Here is a 23,699-nt window from a genome sequence, read left to right on the forward strand (position 1 = left end):
CACGACACGCTGATGCAGCTGCCGCTGTTCCCGTACATGGACATCGAGGTCGACGGCCTGTGCCGCCACCCCTCGTCGATCCACAGCGACGACCGCTGACCCCAGCCTTTTGCACAAGAACAAGATGAGGTAACCACCATGACCGTGAAGATTTCCCACACTGCCGATATCCAGAAGTTCTTCGAAGAAGTCGCCGGCTTTGGCAATGACGAAGGCAGCCCGCGCCTGAAACGCATCATCCAGCGGGTGCTGCAGGACACCGCACGCCTGATCGAAGACCTGGAAGTCACCGAGGACGAGTTCTGGCATGCCGTCGACTACCTGAACCGCCTTGGCGGGCGCGGTGAAGCCGGGCTGCTGGTGGCGGGCCTGGGCATCGAGCACTTCCTCGACCTGCTGCAGGATGCCAAGGACGCCGAGGTCGGTTTGACCGGTGGCACACCGCGCACCATCGAAGGCCCGCTGTATGTGGCGGGTGCGCCGCTCGCCCAAGGCGAAGTGCGCATGGACGACGGCAGCGAGGAGGGCGTGGCGACCGTCATGTTCCTCGAGGGCCAGGTGCTCGACCCTCAGGGCCAGCCGCTGGCCGGCGCCATCGTTGACCTGTGGCATGCCAATACGCGTGGCACTTACTCGTTCTTCGATCAGAGCCAGTCCGAGTACAACCTGCGCCGGCGCATCGTCACCGATGCCGAAGGCCGCTACCGCGCCCGCTCCATCGTGCCGTCGGGGTATGGCTGTGACCCGCAGGGCCCGACCCAGGAATGCCTGGACCTGCTCGGCCGCCATGGCCAGCGCCCGGCCCATGTGCACTTCTTCATCTCGGCACCGGGGCACCGCCACCTGACCACGCAGATCAACCTGGCCGGGGACAAGTACCTGTGGGATGACTTTGCCTATGCCACCCGTGACGGGCTGGTGGGTGAGGTGGTGTTCCATGAAGGGGCTGATGGTCCCCATGCCGAGTTGAAGTTCGACTTCCAGCTGCAGACAGCCCAGGCCGATGGCGATGAGCAGCGCAGCGGGCGGCCACGAGCCTTGCAAGAGGCCTGATACACCGCGCTGGTGCCTTCGCGGGCAAGCCCGCTCCCACAGAAGTATCACAGGTCTGTAAGTGACGCAGTCTCTGTGGGAGCGGGCTTGCCCGCGAAGAAAGCAACACAGAACAAGAGCCAGCCACCAAGGCCGGCCGCTGCCTTGCGAGAAAGCACATGAAAACCCTGATCAAGGACTGCTCCCTGTCAGCCCTGGTCGCCGGCTGCATCGCGACCCTGATTTCCTACGCCGGCCCGCTGGTGATCATCTTCCATGCCGCCGACGCTGCCGGCCTGTCCCACGGCATGCTGTCGTCCTGGGTCTGGGCCGTGTCCATGGGCAGTGCCGTGCTCGGCGCCTTGCTCAGCCTGCATTACCGGGTGCCGGTGGTGATCGCCTGGTCGATCCCGGGTTCGGCGCTGCTCGTTACCGCCTTGCCCCAACTCGGCCTGGAGCAGGCCGTGGGTGCGTATCTGGTCGCCAACCTGGTCCTGCTGTTGATCGGCATCAGTGGGGCCTTCGACCGCATCATCGCGCACCTGCCAGGTTCCATTGCGGCCGGCATGCAGGCTGGCGTCCTGTTCAGCTTCGGCTCCGAGGTGTTCCGGGCACTGCCGGTGCAGCCACTGCTGGTGCTGGCGATGTTCGCGACCTATGTGCTGATGCGCAGGCTGCAACCGCGCTACGCCGTGGCTGCAGTGCTGGCTGTCGGCACCATGGTGACCGTGGCCAGTGGTGCCTTTCGCAGCGAAGCGCTGGTGCTGGAACTGGCCTCGCCACAGTGGATCGCCCCGCAGTTCAGCCTGGCGGCAACCTTCAGCCTGGCACTGCCGATGGTGCTGGTTGCACTGACCGGGCAGTTCATGCCGGGCATGGCGGTGTTGCGCAACGCAGGCTACGCCACGCCGGCCAGCCCGCTGATCAGCGCCAGCGCGATGGCCGGTGCGCTGCTCGCGCCGTTCGGTTGCCATGGCCTGAACCTCGCGGCCGTTACCGCCAGCCTGTGCACCGGCCACGAAGCCCATGAAAACCCGCGCCGGCGCTATGTCGCAGCCGTCGCTGGCAGCGCGTTGTACCTGCTGCTGGGTATCGCCGGGGCCACCTTGATGTCGCTGTTCGCCGCGTTCCCGGCGGCATTGATCGGGGCGCTGGCCGGCCTTGCCTTGTACGGGGCCATCAGTGAGGCCCTGGCGCGCAGCCTGGCCGAACCCAGCGAACGCGATGCCGGGCTGTTTACCTTCCTGGTCACCGCTTCGGGGGTGTCCTTCCTTGGCCTGTCGGCGGCGTTCTGGGGGCTGCTGTTCGGCCTGCTGGCCCATGCGCTGCTGCGGCTGCGTCGCCCGCAACCTCGCGAGGTGCTGCGCCGTACCCCCTGAAAACCCGTGTTCCCCGCGCTTTATCCATAAAAACAAGATCAAGAGAGCTTCGGAATGAACCACACCCCCTGCGTCGCCATCGGGCTGACCTTGCTCAGCCCCTCCTTGCTCGCCGCCGAAGGCGGCTTCTTCGAGGATGCCAAAGCCAGCCTCAGTGCCCGCAATTACTACTTCAGCCGTGATTTTTCCGACATCGTCGGGGCCAACCAGCAATCGAAGGCCGAGGAGTGGGCCCAGGGATTCATCCTCGATTTCAAATCCGGCTATACGCCTGGGCCCGTCGGCTTCGGCATCGATGCCCTGGGCCTGCTTGGCATCAAGCTCGACAGCAGCCCGGACCGGGTCAATACCGGCCTGCTGCCGGTGCACGGTGACGGCCGCGCGGCCGACGAGTACAGCCGCATCGCGCCCACCTTCAAGGCCAGGCTGTCGAAAACCGAGCTACGCGTGGGTGAGTTGCAGCCCAACCTGCCGGTGCTGACCTTCAGCGATATCCGCCTACTGCCGCCGACCTACCAGGGCACCAGCATCAGCTCGGCGGAAATCGACGGGCTCACCGTGCAGGCCGGGCACCTGACCAGCACGCACCTGCGCAACGAGGGCGGCGACGGCAAGATGAACGCCATGCTCGGCCATGTGCCCCAGCGCCAGGCCGAGAGTGATGCCTTCAACTACGTGGGCGGTGACTATGCGTTCAACGCCAACCAGAGCAGCGTCAGCCTCTGGTACGGGCAGCTTGAAGATATCTACCACCAGGGGTTCCTTGGCCTCAAGCACAGCAAGCCGGTGGGGGACTGGGTGCTGAGCGCCAACCTTGGCTACTTCACCGCTCGCGAGGATGGCGATGCGTTGCTGGGCAGGATCGACAACCAGGCGTTCTTCTCGATGTTCACCGCCCGGCATGGCGGCCACAGCTTCCACGCCGGCTACCAGGGCATCTATGGCGACAGCCCGTTCCCGCGGGTGTTCGCCAACATCTCGCCGTTGGGCAACGAAGTGCCGACCTATGAGTTCGCCTATACCGACGAGCGTTCCTACCAGGTGCGCTACGACTACAACTTTGCGGCGATGGGAATGCCTGGGCTGACGGCGACGGTGCGCTACATCACCGGCAACAACGTCGACACTGGCCAAGGGTTTGAAGGCAAGGATCGCGAGCGTGATCTGGACATTGGCTATGCCGTGCAGAGCGGGGTGCTCAAGGGGTTGGGCATCAGGGTGCGCAATGCCATGGCGCGGTCCAACTACCGCAGTGATATCGATGAGAACCGGCTGACCCTGGTGTACACCTGGCAGTTGTTGTGAAGTATCGCCGGCCTCTTCGCGGGCTTGCCCGCTCCCACAGGTACTGCGCAGTTCTTCAATATTGCGAAGGCCCTGTGGGAGCGGGCAAGCCCGCGAAGAGGCCGGTGCAGGTGCTTGCTATCTGTTGTCACACTCCAGCATTTGCAACCGCCGGGTTTACAGGGTTAGGTTTCCCCATTGTTCCACCAGGAAGCTGACCCTTGGACTCGATCACCCAAGCCGTACTTGGCGCCGCCTTGCAAGGCACGGCACTCGGCCGTATCCAGGGCCGCCGCTCGCTCATCTATGGCGCCGCACTGGGCACCGTACCCGACCTCGACGTGGTCATCCGCTACGCCGACCCGGTGTCGCAGATGACCTATCATCGCGGCTTTTCCCATTCGATCTTCGTCCTCACCGGGCTGGCCTTGCTGCTGGCCTGGCTGGTCAATGGCCTGGCCCGAACGCGATGGCCCGACAAGGGTTACACGTTTCCCCGGCTGTTCCTGGCGTTCTGGCTGGTGCTGGTGACCCACCCCATCCTCGATGCATTCACGGTCTATGGCACCCAGCTGTTCTGGCCGCTGCCCTTCACCCCGCTGAGCTGGGCGGCAGTGTTCATCATCGATCCGGTGTATACCGTGCCGCTGCTGGTGGCGGTTATCTACGCCGCATTCAGGGGCATTCAGGGAAGGGCGATACGGTTGTTGAGCCTGGCTCTGCTGTTCAGCACGGCCTATCTGGGCTTCGGCCTGGCCGGTCGCATGGCTGCCGAACAGCGCCTGCAGGCAGCACTCGATGCGCAGGGCATCGTGGTGACGCAGGTGCGTGCAGTGCCGATGGCCTTCAACAGCCTGGTCTGGCGGGTGCTGGCGAAGACCCCGGACGGCGACTACTACGAAGGCATCAGCAGCGTTTTCGACCGCGAAGCGCCGGAAATGCAGCGGCTGCCGTTGAACCTGGACGCGGCGAAGCCATTGGCCGGTTCTGCGTTGCTCCAGCGCTTGCGCTGGTTCACCGACGACTGGTTGCGCTATGACCAGATCGGTGATGCGCTGGTGGTCACTGACCTGCGCATGGGCATCCCCGGCAATTACACCTTCCGCTTCAACATGGCCCACCGCGACAGCCAGGGCTACTGGATCGTCGACCGGCCGAGCATGTGGAGAAGCGCCGGCGCGGGCTCGATGTTCAGCAGCGCTGACCTGGCACTGATCTGGCGGCGCATCCTCGACCAGCAACCACCGTTGCCACTGGCAGCCTGGACCCGCAAATACCTCGGGCAGGCCAGCGAGCCAGGGCACTAGCGCGTGCGCTCGGCGGGGCTGGACCTGGTCAAGTGGGTGGCGATCGTGACCATGGTCGCCGACCATGTGCGGTACATCTGGCCCCAGGCGCAAGGCCTGTTCATCGTTGGCCGGTTCGCGTTCCCCTTGTTCTGCCTGGCCATGGCGGTCAACGTCGCCCGTGCTGGCAACATCAACCTGCGCTACCTCGGCTGGATGCTGGCGTTCGCCATACTCTCCGAAGCACCTTATCGCTGGCTGGACCCCGACTCGCAGACCTTCAGCATCATTCCTACGCTGAGCTTGGGGCTGCTGGTTGCATGGGGTGTGCAATATCAGCAGGCCGGGCTGCGCCTGGTCGGGCTCGCAGCCGTATTGCTAGGTGCAGGCTACAGCGAGCGCTTGATGTACGGACTGCCCGGTGTGTTGCTACCGGCCGGCTGGTTGCTGGCACGTCGGCTGGGTGGGCTGAACTGGTTGCTGCCGTGCCTGCTCGCCGTGGCGGGCAACCTGACCAACAGCTGGCTGCGCGAACATCTCGGGGCCCCGATGACCGTGCTCACCATGGCTGCTGCGGCGCTGGCGATTCCCGTGGGCTGCTTGCTGCTGCGGGTCGCGCACTGGCCGGTGCCGGCGGTGCGGCGTTGGGGCTACCTGTTCTACCCTGTGCACCTGTTGCTCATCAAAGTCCTTGTCTGAGCCCTTGCAATGGCGCCGATCGCACCCATCTAAGCGGGTCTTCCGTACCCGCAGGAGCCCACCATGGAACCCAACCGCTTCGGCGACATCGCCGCCTTCGTCAGTGCCGTGAAGGCCGGCAGCTTCACCGCAGCGGCGGCCAGCCTTGGCCTGACGCGCTCGGCGGTGGGCAAGAGCATCGCCCGGCTGGAAGCGCGCATGGCGGTGCGCCTGCTCAACCGCACCACGCGCAAGTTGAGCCTGACCGACGAGGGCCTGGTGGCTTATGAGCGCTGGCGGCAGATCCTCGATGACCTGGACGAGGTGGAAAGCACCATGGCCCAGCGCCGTGGCAAACCCACCGGAACCCTGCGCCTGACCGCGCCGCTGTCGCTCGGCCAGCGCCATGTGCTGCCGATTCTCGACCAGTACCTCAAGCAATGGCCCGAGCTGCGCGCTGATATCCGTTTCACCGACCGCTTCGTCGACCTGGTCGAGGAGGGCGTCGACGTCGCCGTGCGCATCGGCGCACCCAAGGAAGATTCGCAACTGTTGACCCGTACTGTCGCCTGGCAGCAGTTCGTCACCTGCGCCTCGCCCGGGTACCTCAGCCAGCACGGCGTGCCGCAGGTACCCGCGGACCTTTACGGGCATGACAAGATCGCCTTCCTTGCTGGCGAGAAGTCGATGCCCTGGCGCTTCCACACCGCCGAAGGGCTGCACCTGTGCGAAGAGCCCGGGCGGCTGAACATCGACAGTTCCGAGGCGATGCTCGATGGCGCGCGGGCCGGCTTCGGCCTGATTCATCTGCCGACCTACATCACCGGCGACGACTTGCGGGCCGGTACCTTGGTGGAAGTGCTGCACGACTACCGCCCGCCAGCAGACCCGATCCGCGTGGTCTACCCGAGCAAGCGGCACCTGTCGCCACGGGTGCGCGGCTTCATCGACCTGCTGGTGGCGACTTGGGAGCAGGGCGTGCCCTGGGAGGGCTGATTGGGGACTGCCAGGCCCGTATATGGGGCCTGAGTTCGGGTTTATCCCTGGCCAAGCAGCGCAGACACTGGCGTCACTGATAATCCCTCTGGAGAACCCATGACTGCCTTGTCCGTTCTGGATCTGGTCATGATTGGCGAAGGCAAGACCTTCGCCGACGCGATCGAAGAATCCCGCCAGCTGGCTCGCCACGTCGAGCAGCATGACTACCGCCGCTACTGGATCGCCGAGCACCACGACATGCCCGGCATCGGTTCGGCCGCCACCTCGCTGGTGATCAACGAAATCGCCAATGCCACGAAGCACATCCGCGTCGGTGCCGGCGGCATCATGCTGCCCAACCATGCGCCGTTGGTGGTCGCCGAGCAGTTCGGCACCCTCGACACGCTGCATCCGGGGCGCATCGACCTGGGCCTGGGGCGTGCGCCCGGTACCTCGGGGCCCACCGTTCGCGCCTTGCGCGGTGCCGCGCCGGAGCGTGATTTCAGCCAGGACATCGCCGAACTGCGCGATTACCTGGCCGACAACGGCAAGCGTCAGGTCCGCGGTGTGCCGGGCGCGCACCCGGTGCCGGTGTGGATCCTCGGCTCCAGCCTCTTCGGTGCCGACCTGGCGGCCAAACTGGGGCTGCCGTATGCCTTTGCCTCGCATTTCGCACCGCGTTACCTGCTGCAGGCGATTGCCCATTATCGGGCGAACTTCCAGCCTTCCGCGCAACTGGCCAAGCCGTATGTGATGGTGGGCGTGAACCTGTTCGCCGCCGACAGCGATGCCGAAGCCGATTACCAGGCCAGCTCGCACCGCAAGTGGATGCTGGACCTGCACGTCGGGCGCTTCGGCTTGCTGCCCAAGCCGCAGGAAGGGTATGTGCAGAGCTTGCCCGGGCATGAGCGGGCGGTACTGGAGCAGGTGATGGCCTGTTCTGTTGCCGGTGGGCCGGAGCGGGTGCGGGAAGGGCTGCGGTCGCTGATCGAGCAGACCGGGGCGGATGAGCTGATGATCGACTGCCGGATCCATGATCCGTTGGCGCGGTTGCGCTCGCATGCTTATGCGGCGCGGGCTCTGGCTGAATTGAGTTAAACCTCACTGGCCCCTTCGCGGGCAAGCCCGCTCCCACAGGTATCGCACAACGCTTGAACTTTGTGCGATACCTGTGGGAGCGGGCTTGCCCGCGAAGGGGCCATGGCGATAAATAAGGGAGCCTTGTGGCTCCCCTTTTCGCTTCAGGCCTGCTTCAGGAACGGATAATCCGTATACCCCTCAGGCCCATTGGCATAGTCGAACTGCGTACGATGCTCGTTCAACGGCGCTTGCAGCCGCAGCCGCTCCACCAGGTCCGGGTTGGCGATGTAGCTGCGCCCGAACGCCACGGCATCGATCAGGCCACGCCCGATCAGGTCTTCGCCTTTCTCGGCGGTATAGGCACCTGCAGCGATGATCACGCCCGGGTACGCCGCACGAATCTGCTCACGGAATGCGTCCCGCAGTGGCTTGCCACCCGCCCAGTCCGGCTCGGACAGGTGCAGGTAGGCGAGGTTGCGCTTGGCCAGTTCCTTGATCAGGTACAAGCCAGCGGCTTCCTGGTCTTCGCCGTTGTCCACGCCATTGAAGCCACCCAGCGGGAACACGCGGATGCCGATGCGCTCGGCGCTCCAGTTGGCGATCGCCGCGTCCACCGCATCGAGCACGATACGCGCACGGTTTTCCACGCTGCCGCCGTAACGGTCTTCACGCTGGTTGGCGCTTGGGGTGAGGAACTGGTGCAGCAGGTAGCCGTGGGCAGCATGCAGCTCGATGAAGTCGAAACCGGCCTCGCGGGCGTTGGCGGCGGCCTGGCCGAAATCGGCAACGATCGCGGCAATCTCGTCTTCGCTCAGGGCGCGGGGTGCGGAGGTCTCCACCCGCATCAGGTTGCCTTGTTCATCACGCAGGGTGGTGCGGGCATTGGCTGGCAGGGCGGATGGCGCGACCGGTGCCTGGCCATCCGGCTGCAGCGAGGTGTGCGATACGCGGCCGGTGTGCCAGACCTGCACGGCGCTGTGACCGCCTGCGGCGTGAATGCCTTGGTTCACGACTTGCCAGGCGGCGATCTGCTCGGCGCTGTGGATACCAGGCGAGCCGGAGTAGCCCTTGGCCTGGAAGGAGATCTGCGTGGCTTCGGTGATGATCAGGCCGGCGCTGGCGCGCTGGCGGTAGTACTCGGCCATCATCGGCGTTGGCACGTCGCCAGGTTCGAGGCTGCGCAGACGGGTGAGCGGGGCCATGAACACGCGGTTGGGCAGGGTCAAGGGGCCGATCTGCAGGGGTTGCAAGAGTTTCATTGCTGCTCCAGAGGTGGGAAAACCAATGGCGCGAACGATACCGGGATGATTGGGGAAAGGGGGGACCGGGACCCCGGCGCAGAGCTCCCCAATGGCTTTTACATGTACTGGCCTCTTCGCGGGCAAGCCCGCTCCCACAGGGTCACCACCCTCTTCAAGGCAGTGATACCCCTGTGGGAGCGGGCTTGCCCGCGAAGAGGCCAGTGCAGGAGACTCAGCGACGAGCCAACCGCCCACTGACAAAATGCGCGACATCGTTGAAACCGGGCGTCGACGCATGCCCTGGCGTCACCAGCGAATCGACGAATGCTTCATCTTCCGCCGTGATCTTCACGTCCAGCGCCCCGCCATAGGTATCCCACTGCGCCTCGGTGCGCGGCCCGACGATGGCCGAGCTGACCAGTTGGCTGTTGAGCACCCAGGCAATCGCGAACTCGACCAACCCCACGCCCTTGGCCTGCACGTAATCCTGCAACTGCCGGGCAATGGCCAGCGACTCCTGGCGCCATTCCACCTCCATGATGCGCTTGTCCTGGCGCGCCGCGCGGCTGCCGGCCTCGGGCTCGGCGCCCGGCGCGTACTTGCCGCTGAGCACCCCGCGGGCCAGCGGGCTGAACGGCACCACGCCCAGGCCGTGATAGGCGGCGGCAGTCATCTGCTCCGGCTCGGCCTGGCGATTGACGATGTTGTACAGCGGCTGGCTCACCACCGGCTTGGCCACACCCAGGCGCTCGGCGACGTTGCAGATCTCGGCGATGCGCCAGCCGCGGTAGTTGGACACCCCCCAGTAACGGATCTTGCCCTGCTGCAGCAGGTCGCCGATGGCCCGCACGGTCTCTTCCAGCGGCACCTTGTGGTCTTCGCGGTGCAGGTAGTAGATGTCCAGGTAATCCAGGTGCATGCGTGTCAGCGTGGCATCGATGCCATTGAAGATGTGCTTGCGCGACAGCCCGCTGCGGTTGGGCAGGCCATCGGTGGGCCCCATGCCGACCTTGGAAGCGACCACCCAGTCCTGGCGATGGCGCGCCACCGCCTCACCGACGATCTCCTCGGAGCGGCCGGCGTTGTAAACGTCGGCGGTGTCGATGAAGTTGATGCCCTGGTCCCAGGCCTTGTCGATGATCCGCAGTGCATCCTCGGTGCTGGTCTGCTCGCCGAACATCATGCTGCCCAGGGTCAGGGCGGAGACTTGCAGGCCGGATTGGCCAAGGGGGCGGTAGAGCATGGCGAGTGTCCTTTGCGGGGAATGATACGGTTGTTTTACACAGAACCGGCGGGGTTTGAAAGGCTGACACAGCTGTGTCAGCACTGCGCCAGGTGTGTCGCCGATGCGGCAACGCGCGCAACCCTGCGGTTTCTCTCGCGTTGGGTGCGGAACGCTCTAATGCGGCGGTTTCGTGGTGTTTTCCAGGCGCTGGCACAGCCGTTGCTCTGTTCGCAGTCGACGCCTGCCGCGGTGTCGCCATAACAAGAACGGAGAACCGAGCATGAACCGAACCGGCCCACACCGTTTCATCAGCTGCCTGGCCTTGGCCCTGGCCTGCAGCGCCCCTGCCTTCGCCGCCGAAGTCGACGGCAAGCGCATCATCGACGCCGACAAGGAACCCGGCAACTGGATGAGCCATGGCCGTACCTACGACGAGCAACGCTACAGCCCGCTCAAGGCGATCGACCAGAGCAACGTCAACCAGCTGGGCCTGGCCTGGAGCTACAAGCTCGACCTCGACCGTGGCGTCGAGGCCACGCCGATCGTGGTCGACGGGGTGATGTACACCACCGGGCCGTTCTCGGTGGTGTATGCCCTGGATGCCCGCAACGGCGCATTGCTGTGGAAGTACGACCCGCAGTCGGACCGCAACCGCGCCGGCGAGGCCTGCTGCGATGCGGTCAACCGCGGTGTGGCGGTGTGGCAGGGCAAGGTCTATGTCGGCGTGCTGGATGGGCGCCTGGAAGCGATCGATGCCAAGAGCGGCAAACGCGTGTGGTCGGTGGATACCCGCGACGACCACAAGCGCAGCTACACCATCACCGGCGCGCCTCGGGTGGTCAACGGCAAGGTCATCATCGGCAATGGCGGCGCCGAGTTCGGCGTACGCGGCTACGTGACCGCCTACGATGCCGAAACCGGCAAGCAGGCCTGGCGCTTCTTCACCGTGCCAGGTGACCCGAAGCTGCCGCCGGAAGACAAGGCCATGGCAATCGCCAGCAAGACCTGGCACGGCGATGCCTATGTCGAATGGGGCGGCGGCGGTACCGCCTGGGACTCGTTCGCCTATGACCCGCAGCTGAACCTGTTGTACATCGGGGTTGGCAACGGCTCGATGTGGGACCCGAAGTGGCGCAGCCAGGCCAAGGGCGACAACCTGTTCCTGTCGTCAATCGTCGCAGTGAACGCCGATACCGGCGAATACGCCTGGCATTACCAGACCACGCCCGGCGATGCCTGGGACTTCACCGCCACCCAGCACATGATCCTCGCCGAGCTGCCGATCGACGGCAAGCCGCGCAAGGTGCTGATGCAGGCGCCGAAGAACGGCTTCTTCTATGTGCTCGACCGCACCACCGGCGAGCTGTTGTCGGCGAAGAACATCGTGCCGGTAAACTGGGCCAAGGGCATCGACATGAAGACCGGGCGGCCGATCCTCGACGACGAGGCCGCAGCCTACTGGAAGGACGGCAAGCGCAAGCTGGTGACCCCGGCATTCTGGGGCGCCCATGACTGGCACCCGATGTCCTACAACCCGCAGACCGGGCTGGTGTACATCCCGGCGCACATCATGTCGGCCTATTACGAGCACATTCCCGAAGCGCCCAGGCGCAACCCGTTCAAGAGCGTGTACCAACTGGGCCTGCGCACCGGCATGATGCCCGAAGGCGCCGACGGTTTGCTGGACATGGCCAAGACCTGGTCCGGCAAGCTGATCGCCTGGGACCCGGTCAAGCAGGCTCCGGCCTGGGAAGTGCCCTACATCACCATCTTCAACGGCGGCACCCTGAGCACCGCAGGCAACCTGGTGTTCGAGGGCAGCGCCGATGGCCGGGTGATCGCCTACGCCGCCGATTCGGGCAAGAAGCTCTGGGAGTCGCCAGCGGCCAGCGGCGTGATGGCGGCGCCGATCACCTATTCGGTGGATGGCGAGCAATACGTGACGTTCATGGCCGGCTGGGGCGGCGCGTTTTCCACCTTTGCCGGAGCCCTGTCGCTGCGCGCCGGCGTGCAGCCGTTCTCCCAGGTGCTGACCTACAAGCTCGGTGGCACCGCCAAGCTGCGTGAACCGGCACCACCGGCGAACGCCCCCGAACCGCCGCCGCTCACCGCCGACGCCCAGACCGTCGCCGCCGGTGCCGCGCTGTACGACGGCAACTGCTCGCAATGCCACGGCATCCACGCTGTCAGCGGCGGAGTGCTACCGGACCTGCGCAAGCTGAGCGCCGACAAGCACCAGATGTTCCTCGGCATTCTCTATGGCGGCCGGGTGCCGGACGGCATGCCGTCGTTCGCCGACAACCTCAAGCCCGAGCAAGTCGAACAGGTACACCAGTACCTGATCAAGCGCGCCCATGACCTCAAGCGCGAGGGCGATGCCTGGCAGCAGTTCAGCGCCAAGCCGGCTGCCCAGCCGCCGCTGGCCGACAACCACCCACAGGAGTGAAACGACCATGACCGATTCGGTTTACCAGAACTTCATCGACAACGCGTTCGTTGCCAGTGAATCTTTGCTCGAGGTGTACAACCCGGCCAATGGCCAGTTGCTCGGCCGAGTGCCCGAGTCGCCCACCGAACACGTGGAGCGGGCCATTGCCGCAGCGCGCCGGGCGCAAAAGGGCTGGGCTGCGAAAACCGCCATCGAGCGTGCCGGCTATCTGCGCCAGATCGCCGCCAAGGTCAGGGCCAATGCCGACCGCCTGGCGCGCATCATTACCGAGGAAGGGGGCAAGGTACCCGCGCTGGCCCAGGTCGAGGTCAACTTCACCGCCGATTACCTGGATTACATGGCCGAGTGGGCGCGGCGCCTGGAAGGTGAGGTGCTGACCAGCGACCGAGCCAACGAGCACATCTTCCTGATGCGCAAGCCGCTCGGCGTGGTGGCAGGCATCCTGCCGTGGAATTTCCCGTTCTTCCTGATCGCCCGCAAGATGGCCCCGGCCTTGCTGACGGGCAACACCATCGTCATCAAGCCCAGCGAAGAAACCCCGATCAACTGCTACGCCTTTGCCAGGCTGGTGGCCGAGACCGACCTGCCGGCAGGGGTCTTCAACGTTATCGGCGGCAAAGGCGCAAGCGTTGGCCATGGCCTGTCGAGCCACGCCGGGGTCGACCTGGTGAGCTTCACCGGCAGTGTGACCACCGGCGCGCGCATCATGGCGGCGGCGGCGCCGAACATCACCAAGCTCAACCTTGAACTGGGCGGCAAGGCCCCCGCCATCGTGCTGGCCGATGCCGACCTGTCGCTGGCGGTGAAGGCCATCGTCGCGTCGCGGGTGATCAACACCGGGCAGGTGTGCAACTGTGCCGAGCGCGTGTATGTGGAGCGCAAGGTCGCCGATGCCTTCATCGACAAGGTGGCCCAGGCGATGGCGGCCACGCGCTATGGCGACCCGTCAGCGCAAGCGGATCTGGACATGGGGCCGTTGATCAACCAGGCCGGGCTGGACAAGGTTGCACAGATGGTACGCACGGCAACCGGGCAGGGCGCGCAACTGGTCACCGGCGGGCAGGTGGCCGATCTGGGCGCCGGCTTCCACTATCAGCCGACTGTGCTGGCGGCTTGCAAGGCGGACATGGAGATCATGCGCAAGGAGATTTTCGGGCCGGTGTTGCCGATCCAGGTGGTGGACGATCTGGATGAGGCCATTGCGCTGGCCAATGACAGCGAGTATGGGCTGACCTCGTCGATCTATACCCGCGACCTGAATGCGACGTTGAAGGCCTGCCGCGAGATCGACTTTGGCGAGACCTACATCAACCGGGAGAACTTCGAGGCCATGCAGGGCTTCCATGCCGGGGCGCGCAAGTCGGGGGTTGGCGGCGCCGATGGCAAGCATGGGCTGTATGAGTACACCCGGACCCAGGTGGTCTACATCCAAGGCTGAGGGGTAAGCCTGTACCGGCCCCTTCGCGGGCAAGCCCGCTCCCACAGGGAGTGCACAGCCTTCAAGTGCTGTGCATCAGCCTTGGCACAGGGTGCACAGCCTTCAAGTGCTGTGCATCAGCCTTGGCACAGGGTGCACCGCCTTCAAGTGCTGTGCATCAGCCTTGGCACAGGGTGCACCGCCTTCAAGTGCTGTGCATCAGCCTTGGCACAGGGTGCACAGTCTTCAAGGGCTGTGCATCAGCCTTGGCACAGGGTGCACAGCCTTCAAGTGCTGTGCATCAGCCTTGGCACAGGTTGCACAGCCTTCAAGTGCTGTGCATCAGCCTTGGCACAGGTTGCACAGCCTTCAAGTGCTGTGCATCAGCCTTGGCACAGGGTGCACAGCCTTCAAGTGCTGTGCATCAGCCTTGGCACAGGGTGCACAGCCTTCAAGTGCTGTGCATCAGCCTTGGCACAGGGTGCACAGCCTTCAAGTGCTGTGCATCAGCCTTGGCACAGGGTGCACAGCCTTCAAGTGCTGTGCATCAGCCTTGGCACAGGGTGCACAGCCTTCAAGTGCTGTGCATCAGCCTTGGCACAGGGTGCACAGCCTTCAAGTGCTGTGCATCAGCCTTGGCACAGGTTGCACAGTCTTCAAGGGCTGTGCATAGCCTTGGCACAGGTTGCACAGTCTTCAAGGGCTGTGCATCAGCCTTGGCACAGGGTGCACAGTCTTCAAGGGCTGTGCATAGCCTTGGCACAGGTTGCACAGTCTTCAAGGGCTGTGCATCAGCCTTGGCACAGGGTGCACAGTCTTCAAGGGCTGTGCATAGCCTTGGCACAGGTTGCACAGTCTTCAAGGGCTGTGCATCAGCCTTGGCACAGGGTGCACAGTCTTCAAGGGCTGTGCATTACCTGTGGGAGCGGGCTTGCCCGCGAAGGGGGCGGCACGGTCAACCTAGCTGGTTCGGCTGGACGATCCCGTAGCGCTTCATCTTGCGGTACAACGTCGAACGCGAAACCCCCGCTGCCTGTGCTGCCGCGCTCATGTTCCAGCGTTCGCGCCGCAGCACCTCCAGCAAATGCCGCGCCTCGACATCCTCGACCTGCTGTTCCAGTGCCGTCGGTTTGCTGAGCGTTGCCCGCTCCTGCAGGTCTTCTGGCAGGTCAGCCAGTTCGATCACTGCATTTTCTGCCAGCGCCACCGCCTGGCGCAACGCGTTGAGCAACTGCCGCACATTGCCGGGCCAGGCATGCTTGAGCAAGCAGTCCCGCGCCTCATCGCTCAAGCGCAAACCACTCGACAGCCCGGCCAGCAGCTGTTCGATCAGCTCGCGCCGATCACTGCGCTCGCGCAATGCCGGCAGGTGCATGCGCAGGCCGCACAGGCGGTAGTAAAGGTCTTCACGAAAGCGCTTGGCGGCGATCATTGCCTGCAGGTCCTGGTGTGTTGCTGAAATCACCTGAACATCCAGCGCCACCGGTGTTTCAGCGCCCAATGGCACCAGCTCGCGCTCGGCCAGCACCCGCAGCAGCCGGGTTTGCAGGTGCGTCGGCATGTCGCCTATCTCATCGAGGAACAGCGTGCCGCCGTTGGCCTGCTCCAGCTTGCCTTTCATCCCCTTGCGGTTGGCCCCGGTGAAGCTGCCTGCGCGGTAGCCGAACAGCTCGCTCTCAATCAGCGATTCCGGTATCGCGGCACAGTTGAGTGCCACGAACGGTTTGCCATGCCGCTGGCTGGCCTGGTGCAGGGCGCGGGCGAAGGCTTCCTTGCCGGTGCCGGTCTCGCCGCTGAGGAGAATGGCGATGTCCTTGTCGAGCACCTTGCGCAGCCGCCGCACGCCATGTTGCAAGTGCACGTCGTTGCCGGCCAGCTGCGCAAGGCCGGGGTGGCCACTGCCGGGGGCTGAAGGGCGTACGGCTGCGGGTTGGCGGTAGCCGCCAGGCACGCGCAGGCCGACGTCCAGCAACTGCAGCCGGTGATGGCTGCGCAGTTGCGTACCCTGGGCACCACCACGGGTGAGGTCGAGCAACTGGTCGATGTCGGCGGGTAGCAACTGGTCGATGCGCAGGCCCAGCAGATTGCCGTCAAGGGCCAGGAACGCCGCACGGTTGGCGCCAATCACCCGGCCGCCTTCGTCCAGCGCCAGCAACTGTTCGGCGGCCAGGTCGGTGAATTCGTCGCGCGGTTTCAGCGCCAGGGTCAGGCGATCGCGGTAGCGCTGGCGGAAATGGGTGTTCTCGATCAGCCGGGCATACAGGGTCACCAGCTGCAGGGTCAGGTGCTGGGCCTGCTTGGGGCCATCGTTGTACAGGCAGGTTGCATTGAGGCAACCCAGCAATTGGTTGTGGGCGTCGAAGATGGGCGAAACCGAACAACTGAGGCGGGCGTTGGCGGCCAGGAAGTGTTCCTGGCGGTGGATGGTCAGCGCCTGTTGCGAGGCGAGCGCAGTGCCTATGCCGTTGGTGCCGGCGATGGATTCGTCCCAGCGGGCGCCGACGATCAGGCCGGAACGGGTGTAGCGCTGCTGATCGGCTGGCAGGCGGGCATCCAGGGTGATGCCCTCGGCGTCGCTGAGCAGCACCGCGAAACCAGCATCCACCACGCGCCGGGCCAGGCCGCTGACGCCCTGGCTGGCGATTGCCAGGTAGGCTTCGTGCTGGGCCTGGTGCTGGCGGATTTCGCCGGCGCTGAGGATGTTGTCGACATGGCGCAGGTCAGGGTCGAGGTGGTGCTGGTTGATGCTGCGGTACCAGGATTCGGCAATCACGGTTTCCGGCACCAGGCCTCGGTTGGCGAAATGGCTGTCGACGAAGGCGGCCAGTTCCCTGGCGCGAGTCTGAGCGGACATGGGCGCTCCATGGGTTCTTGTTATTGGGTGTGGGGAAACCATAGCTGGTTTTGCGTGGGCAGGGCCGGCCTCTTCGCGGGTGAACCTATCCAATCAACTCAAGGGCGTCATCCAGGCTCAAGGGCCGCTTCATGCGTTGCGAGAGCATCGCCATGGCATCCGAGTAACCCTTGGCGATCACCGCCTCGACCTGTTTCCCAACGCATTGCAAGGCAATGAAGTCACCTTTCTCCGGCTCCCCGACAAACTCGATGTGGTCCCAGTCGCGTGCATGGCCCAGCACCTCATAGGTGCGCCCGTGCTGGTAGGTCCAGAAGAACGGCACATCGTTGTACCGGCGTTGTTCACCCAACATGTTGGCCGCCGCGATCACCCCGTGCTGCTGGGCCAACCGCCAGTGCTCGATGCGCACCGGCCGGCCTGCATGGGGGAAGGTGGCGATGTCGCCGGCAGCCCATAGACCATCAGCGGCATGCAGTTCGGCATCGACCGCCAACGACTGATCCTTGGCCAGCGGCACGCCCTGCACGAAGGCAGTGGCGGGTTTGACCCCGGTGCCGAGCAGCACCAGTGCTGCGTCCAGTTTTTCGCCATTGGCCAGTTGCACGGCTTCAACCTTGTCTTCGCCCAGGAAGCGTTCGACCTCGGTCGGGCCATGAAAGACCACGCCCTTGCGTTCATGCAGGTCGCGAATGCAGCGACCGATACGCTCACCGAGCTGTTTGGCCAACGGCACTTCGTGACGGGTGACCACATGCACCTGCGCGCCGTACTTGCGCAGTGCCGAGGCGGCTTCCAGGCCAATGAACCCGTCGCCGACGATCACCACCGGCTGCCCAGGTTCGGCGGCATCGAGCAGGCGAGCGGCATCCTCGCGCGAGCGCAGGGTCATGATGCCGGGCAGGTCGACACCTGGCAGGTCCGGGCGCAGCGGTTTGCCGCCGGTGGCCAGCAGGGCGGCGTCGTAGTCGATGTGCTGGCCGTCGGCGAGGGTGATCTGGCGCTTTTTCGCATCCAGTGCACGTACCTTGCCGAAGCGTCGATCCAGATGACCTTTGCGCAGTTGATCAGGCTCGAGCAATGCTGATACTTCGTCCGGCGCCATCTCACCGGCGATGACGAATTTGCTCAGGGCAGTGCGGTCGTAAGCCGGCTGCCGCTCCTGGTCTAGCCAGATCAGGCGCCCGCCAAAGCCGTGGTCGAGCAGCGTGGCAACTGCCGCCGAGCCGGCGGCACCGGCACCGATCACCACGAAGGTACGGGCATCGCTGTGCCGAGGTGGCTCGCTCTTCGGCAACGGCTGGTCATCGACCCACACGTCACCGTCCTTGACCCACGCCCGGTACCGGCGCAGGTCGGTCAGCGCCGGGGGCTCGCACACCGCACCTTCATCGACGGCAAACGCGGCTTTGTGCCAGGGGCAGACCAGCAGGCCGCCGCAGATCACGCCTTCTTCCAGCGGCGCGCCTTCGTGCGGGCAGTTGCCCTGGTAGGCATGGACCTGATCGCCCTGGCGGACGAGGATCATCTCTTCGTTGCCGGCCTGGACGCGCAAGGGGCGCTTGGGATCGAGGTTTTCGAGGCGGGCCACGGCGTGCTGGGTCATGGGGCATCTCCAAAGGGGCTTTGGAACCATTTGACGCCTGAGGTGGGAGGGGGATGCGTTGATCTGACGATCGGCGGGGGTAGGGGATCTGCCGCTATCGCGGCGGTTCGGTGCGCCGAACCGCCGCGTATGCCTTAATTGGCCCGAGCAGTATTCAGTGCACCGGCCCGGGTAACCCGCAGGGCCACCAGGCTACCCAGCACGATCAACGCCGCCAGAGAGTACAACGCGGCATCGGTCGAACCGGTCTGGTCCTTGATGAAACCGACCAGGTACGGGCTGAGGAAACCGGCCATCTGGCCCACCGAGTTGATGATCGCCAGGCCCGCCACCGCCGCACTGGCGCTGAGCAGCGCGGTCGGCATCGGCCAGAACATCGGCAGGCCGGTGAGGGCGCCCATGGTGGCGATCGACAGGCCGAGGATGGCGATGCTCGGGTTGCCGGCGAAGTTGACTGCGATCAGCAGGCCGACGGCGCCCATCAGCATCGGTACCACAAGGTGCCAGCGGCGCTCGTTGCGCAGGTCTGCCGAGCGCCCGCAGAGGATCATGAACACGCCGGCCAGCAGGTACGGAATGGCGCTCAGCCAGCCGATCAGCAACGGGTTGTCGAAGCCCATGTTCTTGATGATCGACGGCAGCCAGAAGTTGATCGCGTACACGCCGCTCTGGATGCAGAAGTAGACGAAGCCGAAGGTCCAGATCAGCGGGTTTGTCAGCACGGCCAGCACGCTGTCGCCGGTGGTGTTCGGCTTGCTGGCGGCGTCGGCTTCAAGGTCGGCGGCGATCAGCTGGCGTTCGGCCGGGCTCAGCCAGGCGGCCTTCTGGTAGCCATCGCTGAGCAGCTTGATGGCCAGCACGCCGAGGGCCACGGTCGGCACGCCCTGGATCAGGAACATCCACTGCCAGCCGGCCAGGCCATGCTGGCCAGCGGCGAAGTGTTCGAGGATCCAGCCGGAGAACGGCCCGCCGAGCAGGCCCGACACCGGGATCGCCGACATGAACAGGGCCATGATGCGGCCACGGCGGTCAGCCGGGAACCAGCGCGAAAGGTACAGCACCACGCCGGGGAAGAAGCCTGCCTCGGCCGCACCGGTCAGCAGGCGCAGGCCGTAGAACTCGGCAGGGGTGGTGACGAACAGCAGGCAGGTCGACAGGCTGCCCCAGGCGATCATCATCGCCGCGATCCAGCGCCGCGGGCCGAAGCGGTTGAGGGCCAGGTTGCTCGGCAGGCCGCAGAGCACGTAGCCGATGAAGAAGATGCCGGCGCCGAGGCCGTACACGGTTTCGCTGAACTTCAGTGCATCGAGCATCTGCAGCTTGGCAAAGCCGACGTTGACGCGGTCCAGGTAGTTGAACAGGTAGCAGATGAAAATGAACGGGATCAGCCGCAGGGTGATGCGCCGGTACAGCGCGTTGCGGGTGATGTCGGTGCCTTGGTCAGGGGCAGGGCTGTGTGCCATGATCGTGGTCTCTGTTGTTATGGTTGTCGCCGCGTCGCCTGTGCCGGCGCTCGCCCTGACGAGTCTCGGGGAGTGCGACGCACCTGTCTTTGTGCGTTTGCACAGCGTATCGTGCACGGTGCTGTGCCGTAGTACAAAAGCTGACACGATTAAGGATCGCTGAATGTTCGAACTGGACCATGACCTGGCACAGGATATCGTCGATCGGGCGATGGCCATTTTGCCGTGCAACGTCAACGTCATGGACAGCCAGGGGCTGATCCTCGGCAGTGGCGAGCCGGAGCGCATCAACACCCGCCACGAGGGTGCGCAGCTGGTGTTGGCCAATGGCCGGGTGGTCGAGCTGGACGTCGACGCGGCCAAGTGCCTCAAGGGCGTGCAGCCTGGGGTCAACCTGCCGTTGATGCTCGATGGGCGCCTGATCGGAGTGCTCGGCCTGACCGGCGATCCGCAGCAACTGCGCACCTACGGCGAGTTGGTGCGCATGACCGCCGAGATGCTCCTGGCGCAACGGCACCTGCAGGTCGAGCAGCAGTGGCGGCGCCAGCGTTGCGACGACTTGCTGGCGCTGCTGCTCGGCGGCAGTGGTGATTCGCCGCGGCTGCTGGACGAGGCGCAGCAATTGGGCCTGAAACCTCAGCTGCCACGGGTGCCGTGCCTGTTCGAGCTGCAGTCCGGGCCGCCGGCCGAAACGCTGTCGGCCTGGTTGATGAGCCGCTACCCGGAAAGCTGGTGCGTGAGCCCATCGCGCGAGTCACTGCTGTGGTGCCGGCCGGCGGGGCTGGTGCTGGATGAAGCGCGCCTGATCGAGCGCCTGCAGCGCCATGGCTGGGAGGTCGAACGCCTGGCGCTGGGCAGCGCGGCGCAGAGCCTGGAGCAATTGCGCCGGGGTTACCGACGGGTGCGTGACTTGCTGGCCTACGGCCGTGAGGTGCTGCCGAAAGTACAACTGCTGAGCCTTGGCCGCTACCGCCTGCCGGCCTTGCTCTGGCGCCACCGCAACGAAGATGCGCTGGATGAACTGCTCGAGCCGCTGCAGCGCATTCGCGCCCGCGATGCCAGCGGCCAACTGCTGACCACGCTACGCGCCTGGTGCGCGCACGATGGCCAGAGCCAGGCCTGTGCCGACGCCCTGGGCATCCACCGCAACAGCCTGCGCTACCGCCTGGAGCGCATCGCCGAACTGGGCGAAGTAGACCCGTTGCGCCTGGAGGGCATGCTCAGCCTGTACCTGGGGCTGCAACTGCTGCCGGCCGATTGAACGCCGCCAAAGGCATTTGCCCAAACAACGCCGCCGGCATTTTGTGCATTCGACCGAGGCCGGCGCGCCACACAGCTGTCAGCATGCCAGGCATCAGGACAGGAGAATCCCCATGAAAATCGTCATCGCCCCCGACTCGTTCAAGGACAGCCTCGACGCTGCCGGTGTCGCCCGTGCCATCGCCCTTGGCCTGGGCGAGGCGTTGCCCGCCGCCGAACTGGTCGAATGCCCGATGGCCGATGGTGGCGAAGGCACCATGGAAGCGATCGTGGCGGCCAGCCATGGCGAACTGCGCCGGTTGACCGTGCGCGGGCCGCTGGGGCAGCAGGTGGAAGCCGGCTGGGGCTGGCTGGCAGAGAGCCGCACCGCCGTGATCGAAATGGCCCAGGCCAGCGGTATCCAGCTGGTACCCAGCGGCCAGCGCGATGCTTGCCGCAGCAGCACCTGGGGCACCGGCGAGCTGGTTGCCGCCGCCCTGGCGGCCGGGGCACAGCGTATCGTCCTGGCCATCGGCGGCAGTGCCACCAACGATGGCGGCAGCGGCATGCTGCGCGCCCTGGGCCTGCGCCTGCTGGACGCCGACGGGCAAGCACTGGAGGAGGGTGGCCTGGCCCTGGCGCGGTTGGCCCATATCGACGCCAGTGACCTGGACTCGCGCCTGGCCGAGGTGCAGGTCGAGGTGGCGGCCGATGTCGACAACCCGCTGTGCGGCGCCAACGGCGCCTCGGCGATCTTCGGCCCACAGAAGGGCGCCAACCCCGAGCAGGTGCTGGCACTGGACCAGGCCCTCGGCCATTTTGCCGACCATTGTGCGCAGCTGCTGGGTGAGGACGTGCGCGACTTCCCGGGTTGTGGTGCTGCGGGGGGCATGGGCTTTGCCGCCAAGGCCTTCATGGGCGCGCGCTTCCGCCCGGGCGTGGAGGTGGTCGCCGAGCTGGCCGGCCTGGACGCGCTGGTGCAAGGCGCCGACCTGGTGATTACCGGTGAAGGGCGCTTCGACGCCCAGACCCTGCGCGGCAAGACCCCCATGGGTGTCGCCCGGGTAGCCAAGCGTCACGGGGTGCCGGTGGTGGTGTTGGCCGGGACCTTGGGCGAAGGCTACCAACAGTTGTATGCCCACGGTATCGACGCAGCCTTTGCCCTGGCCAATGGGCCGATGACCCTGGAGCAGGCGTGCGCGAATGCTGCGCAGCTATTGCAGCACCGTGCCGGTGATATCGCCCGTGTCTGGCACTGTGCCGGGCAGCATCGCGGGTAGGCTGCAAACCTCCTGCATCGGCGGGTTGTGCAGGGTATCGGCAAAGCGCCGCAGCGCGCCTTGCTCGAGCATGCCAATGAAGCTGCTCAACGCCGGTGAGGCGTTCCGGAAGTGGGGGGCATCCCACGGTTTGCCTTCAAGGAATGAGTGCCTGCACCTGATGGCTGGCCGGCAGCACGGCCAGTTCGCCAAAGCGTTGTGCAGCATCGATATAGCGCAATGCCGACTTGGCGTCTTTCCAGCCGACGTAGCTCATCAGGGCCTTGAGCTCCCAGCCATTGGCCGTTGCCCAGGTGGCAAAGCCGCGGCGCAGGGAATGGCCGGTGTACAGGGCCGCGGGCACGCCGGGACGTGCCAGCATGCGCCGCAGCAGGCCGACCAGGCTGTTGCTGTTGAGCGGCGTGTCGCTGAGGTTGCCCCAGCAGTCGATTTTGCGAAATACCGGGCCATGGGCGATGCCTGCCACCTCGATCCATTGCAGATAGGCAGTGACCGGGCACAGCGTCTTCAGTGCCGGGGTGCGGTGCTGCACGCCAAGTGCTTCACGGTCGCCCTTGCTGCGCGGCAGGAACAGGGTAATGCCGACGCCGGCTTCGGCCCGGATGTGCTCCACGCGCAGGCGCGCCAGTTCATCGCCGCGAAAGCCGCGCCAGAAGCCCAGCAACAATAAGGCGGTGTCACGCCGGGCGCGACGCAGGGCCGGCAGGTCATGGCATGCGCGGGCCTGGGTGGCTTCTGCTTCAAAGCGTTCGACGGCCGTTTGCAGGTGTTGCAGCAACAGCGGGGCGGCCTGCCTGGGAGGCGTCGGGTGCAGCGTGCGGATGCCGCGCAGCACCTGGCGCACCAGCGGCGCCTTGGTCGGGTCGGGGAAGCCCTGGCTGATGTGCCACTGGCTCAGTGCTGCCAGGCGCTGGCGCAGGGTGCTGACCGCGTGCTGTTCGGCGTGGTCGGCCAGGTAGCGGGCGATGCTGTCGGCGGTGGCCGGCAGGAATCCGCCCCAATGGGCCTCGAAGTGTTCGATGGCGGCCTGGTAGCTGCGCCGGGTGTTGTCGCGGGTGGCGGCGCGGACGTAGCGCTCGATGTCGGTCATGGCTGGCAGGTTGGCGAGAGACAGTGACACGATAAAGCTAATTGGTTCGCCTGTCCCGGCCTCTTCGCGGGCAAGCCCGCTCCCACAGGTATAGCGCCGCATGCATGGGCTGCGCCCT

Annotated in this window: 18 protein-coding genes; 12 read left to right on the forward strand and 6 right to left on the reverse strand. The window is 65.5% G+C overall.

Annotated features, from left to right (window positions below):
* The 8 genes from CAF78_RS20170 to CAF78_RS20210 form a co-directional block, all read left to right on the forward strand.
* A partial coding sequence (locus tag CAF78_RS20170) for a muconolactone Delta-isomerase family protein (protein ID WP_305881761.1) occupies nucleotides 1-99 on the forward strand: 99 nt, incomplete at its 5' end.
* Nucleotides 100-138: 39 nt separating this feature from the next.
* Nucleotides 139-1,053, forward strand: a complete 915-nt coding sequence (gene catA / locus CAF78_RS20175; RefSeq protein ID WP_085677427.1) for a catechol 1,2-dioxygenase — start codon at nucleotides 139-141, stop codon at nucleotides 1,051-1,053.
* Nucleotides 1,054-1,211: 158 nt separating this feature from the next.
* On the forward strand, nucleotides 1,212-2,411 hold the full coding sequence (locus CAF78_RS20180; RefSeq protein ID WP_085677428.1) for a benzoate/H(+) symporter BenE family transporter: 1,200 nt from the start codon (nucleotides 1,212-1,214) through the stop codon (nucleotides 2,409-2,411).
* A gap of 54 nt (nucleotides 2,412-2,465) precedes the next feature.
* Nucleotides 2,466-3,716 (forward strand): OprD family porin, encoded by a 1,251-nt coding sequence (locus CAF78_RS20185; RefSeq protein ID WP_085677429.1) that lies wholly within the window; start codon nucleotides 2,466-2,468, stop codon nucleotides 3,714-3,716.
* 200 nt (nucleotides 3,717-3,916) lie between these two features.
* Complete coding sequence (locus CAF78_RS20195; RefSeq protein WP_085677431.1) at nucleotides 3,917-5,002, forward strand: metal-dependent hydrolase; 1,086 nt, start codon at nucleotides 3,917-3,919, stop codon at nucleotides 5,000-5,002.
* 3 nt (nucleotides 5,003-5,005) lie between these two features.
* Nucleotides 5,006-5,680, forward strand: a complete 675-nt coding sequence (locus CAF78_RS20200) for a TraX family protein (RefSeq protein ID WP_085677432.1) — start codon at nucleotides 5,006-5,008, stop codon at nucleotides 5,678-5,680.
* A 63-nt stretch (nucleotides 5,681-5,743) separates the two neighbouring features.
* Entirely contained in the window at nucleotides 5,744-6,655 is a 912-nt protein-coding gene (locus tag CAF78_RS20205; RefSeq protein ID WP_085677433.1) for a LysR family transcriptional regulator, read from the forward strand.
* Between the two features lie 99 nt (nucleotides 6,656-6,754).
* Nucleotides 6,755-7,735: an LLM class flavin-dependent oxidoreductase gene (locus CAF78_RS20210; RefSeq protein ID WP_085677434.1), complete on the forward strand. Its 981-nt coding sequence runs from the start codon at nucleotides 6,755-6,757 to the stop codon at nucleotides 7,733-7,735.
* A gap of 143 nt (nucleotides 7,736-7,878) precedes the next feature.
* Here CAF78_RS20210 and CAF78_RS20215 read toward each other — a convergent pair whose 3' ends face one another.
* Complete coding sequence (locus CAF78_RS20215) at nucleotides 7,879-8,976, reverse strand: alkene reductase (RefSeq protein WP_085677435.1); 1,098 nt, start codon at nucleotides 8,974-8,976, stop codon at nucleotides 7,879-7,881.
* Between the two features lie 214 nt (nucleotides 8,977-9,190).
* The gene (locus tag CAF78_RS20220) at nucleotides 9,191-10,201 is read right to left on the reverse strand and encodes an aldo/keto reductase (protein WP_085677436.1); all 1,011 of its coding nucleotides are present in this window, start codon (nucleotides 10,199-10,201) and stop codon (nucleotides 9,191-9,193) included.
* Nucleotides 10,202-10,463: 262 nt separating this feature from the next.
* Here CAF78_RS20220 and CAF78_RS20225 point away from each other — a divergent pair, with 262 nt between their 5' ends.
* Together CAF78_RS20225 and aldA are read left to right on the forward strand one after the other, a co-directional pair.
* Entirely contained in the window at nucleotides 10,464-12,629 is a 2,166-nt protein-coding gene (locus CAF78_RS20225; protein WP_085677437.1) for a PQQ-dependent dehydrogenase, methanol/ethanol family, read from the forward strand.
* 7 nt (nucleotides 12,630-12,636) lie between these two features.
* Complete coding sequence (gene aldA / locus CAF78_RS20230; protein WP_085677438.1) at nucleotides 12,637-14,070, forward strand: aldehyde dehydrogenase; 1,434 nt, start codon at nucleotides 12,637-12,639, stop codon at nucleotides 14,068-14,070.
* 934 nt (nucleotides 14,071-15,004) lie between these two features.
* Here the strand turns inward: aldA and CAF78_RS20235 are convergent.
* The 3 genes from CAF78_RS20235 to CAF78_RS20245 all read right to left on the reverse strand — a co-directional run bounded on the left by CAF78_RS20235 (nucleotide 15,005) and on the right by CAF78_RS20245 (nucleotide 19,972).
* Nucleotides 15,005-16,903 (reverse strand): sigma-54-dependent Fis family transcriptional regulator, encoded by a 1,899-nt coding sequence (locus tag CAF78_RS20235; protein ID WP_085677439.1) that lies wholly within the window; start codon nucleotides 16,901-16,903, stop codon nucleotides 15,005-15,007.
* Between the two features lie 85 nt (nucleotides 16,904-16,988).
* Entirely contained in the window at nucleotides 16,989-18,509 is a 1,521-nt protein-coding gene (locus CAF78_RS20240) for an FAD-dependent oxidoreductase (protein WP_085677440.1), read from the reverse strand.
* A 134-nt stretch (nucleotides 18,510-18,643) separates the two neighbouring features.
* A complete protein-coding gene (locus CAF78_RS20245) occupies nucleotides 18,644-19,972 on the reverse strand; it encodes an MFS transporter (RefSeq protein ID WP_085677441.1) in 1,329 nt (442 codons plus the stop codon).
* A 163-nt stretch (nucleotides 19,973-20,135) separates the two neighbouring features.
* Here CAF78_RS20245 and CAF78_RS20250 point away from each other — a divergent pair, with 163 nt between their 5' ends.
* On the forward strand, nucleotides 20,136-21,233 hold the full coding sequence (locus CAF78_RS20250) for a sugar diacid recognition domain-containing protein (protein WP_085677442.1): 1,098 nt from the start codon (nucleotides 20,136-20,138) through the stop codon (nucleotides 21,231-21,233).
* Between the two features lie 112 nt (nucleotides 21,234-21,345).
* Nucleotides 21,346-22,491, forward strand: coding sequence for a glycerate kinase (locus tag CAF78_RS20255; protein WP_085677443.1), 1,146 nt, complete (start codon nucleotides 21,346-21,348; stop codon nucleotides 22,489-22,491).
* Nucleotides 22,492-22,627: 136 nt separating this feature from the next.
* Here CAF78_RS20255 and CAF78_RS20260 read toward each other — a convergent pair whose 3' ends face one another.
* On the reverse strand, nucleotides 22,628-23,611 hold the full coding sequence (locus CAF78_RS20260; RefSeq protein ID WP_218189748.1) for a site-specific integrase: 984 nt from the start codon (nucleotides 23,609-23,611) through the stop codon (nucleotides 22,628-22,630).
* Nucleotides 23,612-23,699: the final 88 nt, after the last annotated feature.

Source organism: Pseudomonas sp. R28(2017), from assembly GCF_002112505.1.
GTDB lineage: Bacteria > Pseudomonadota > Gammaproteobacteria > Pseudomonadales > Pseudomonadaceae > Aquipseudomonas.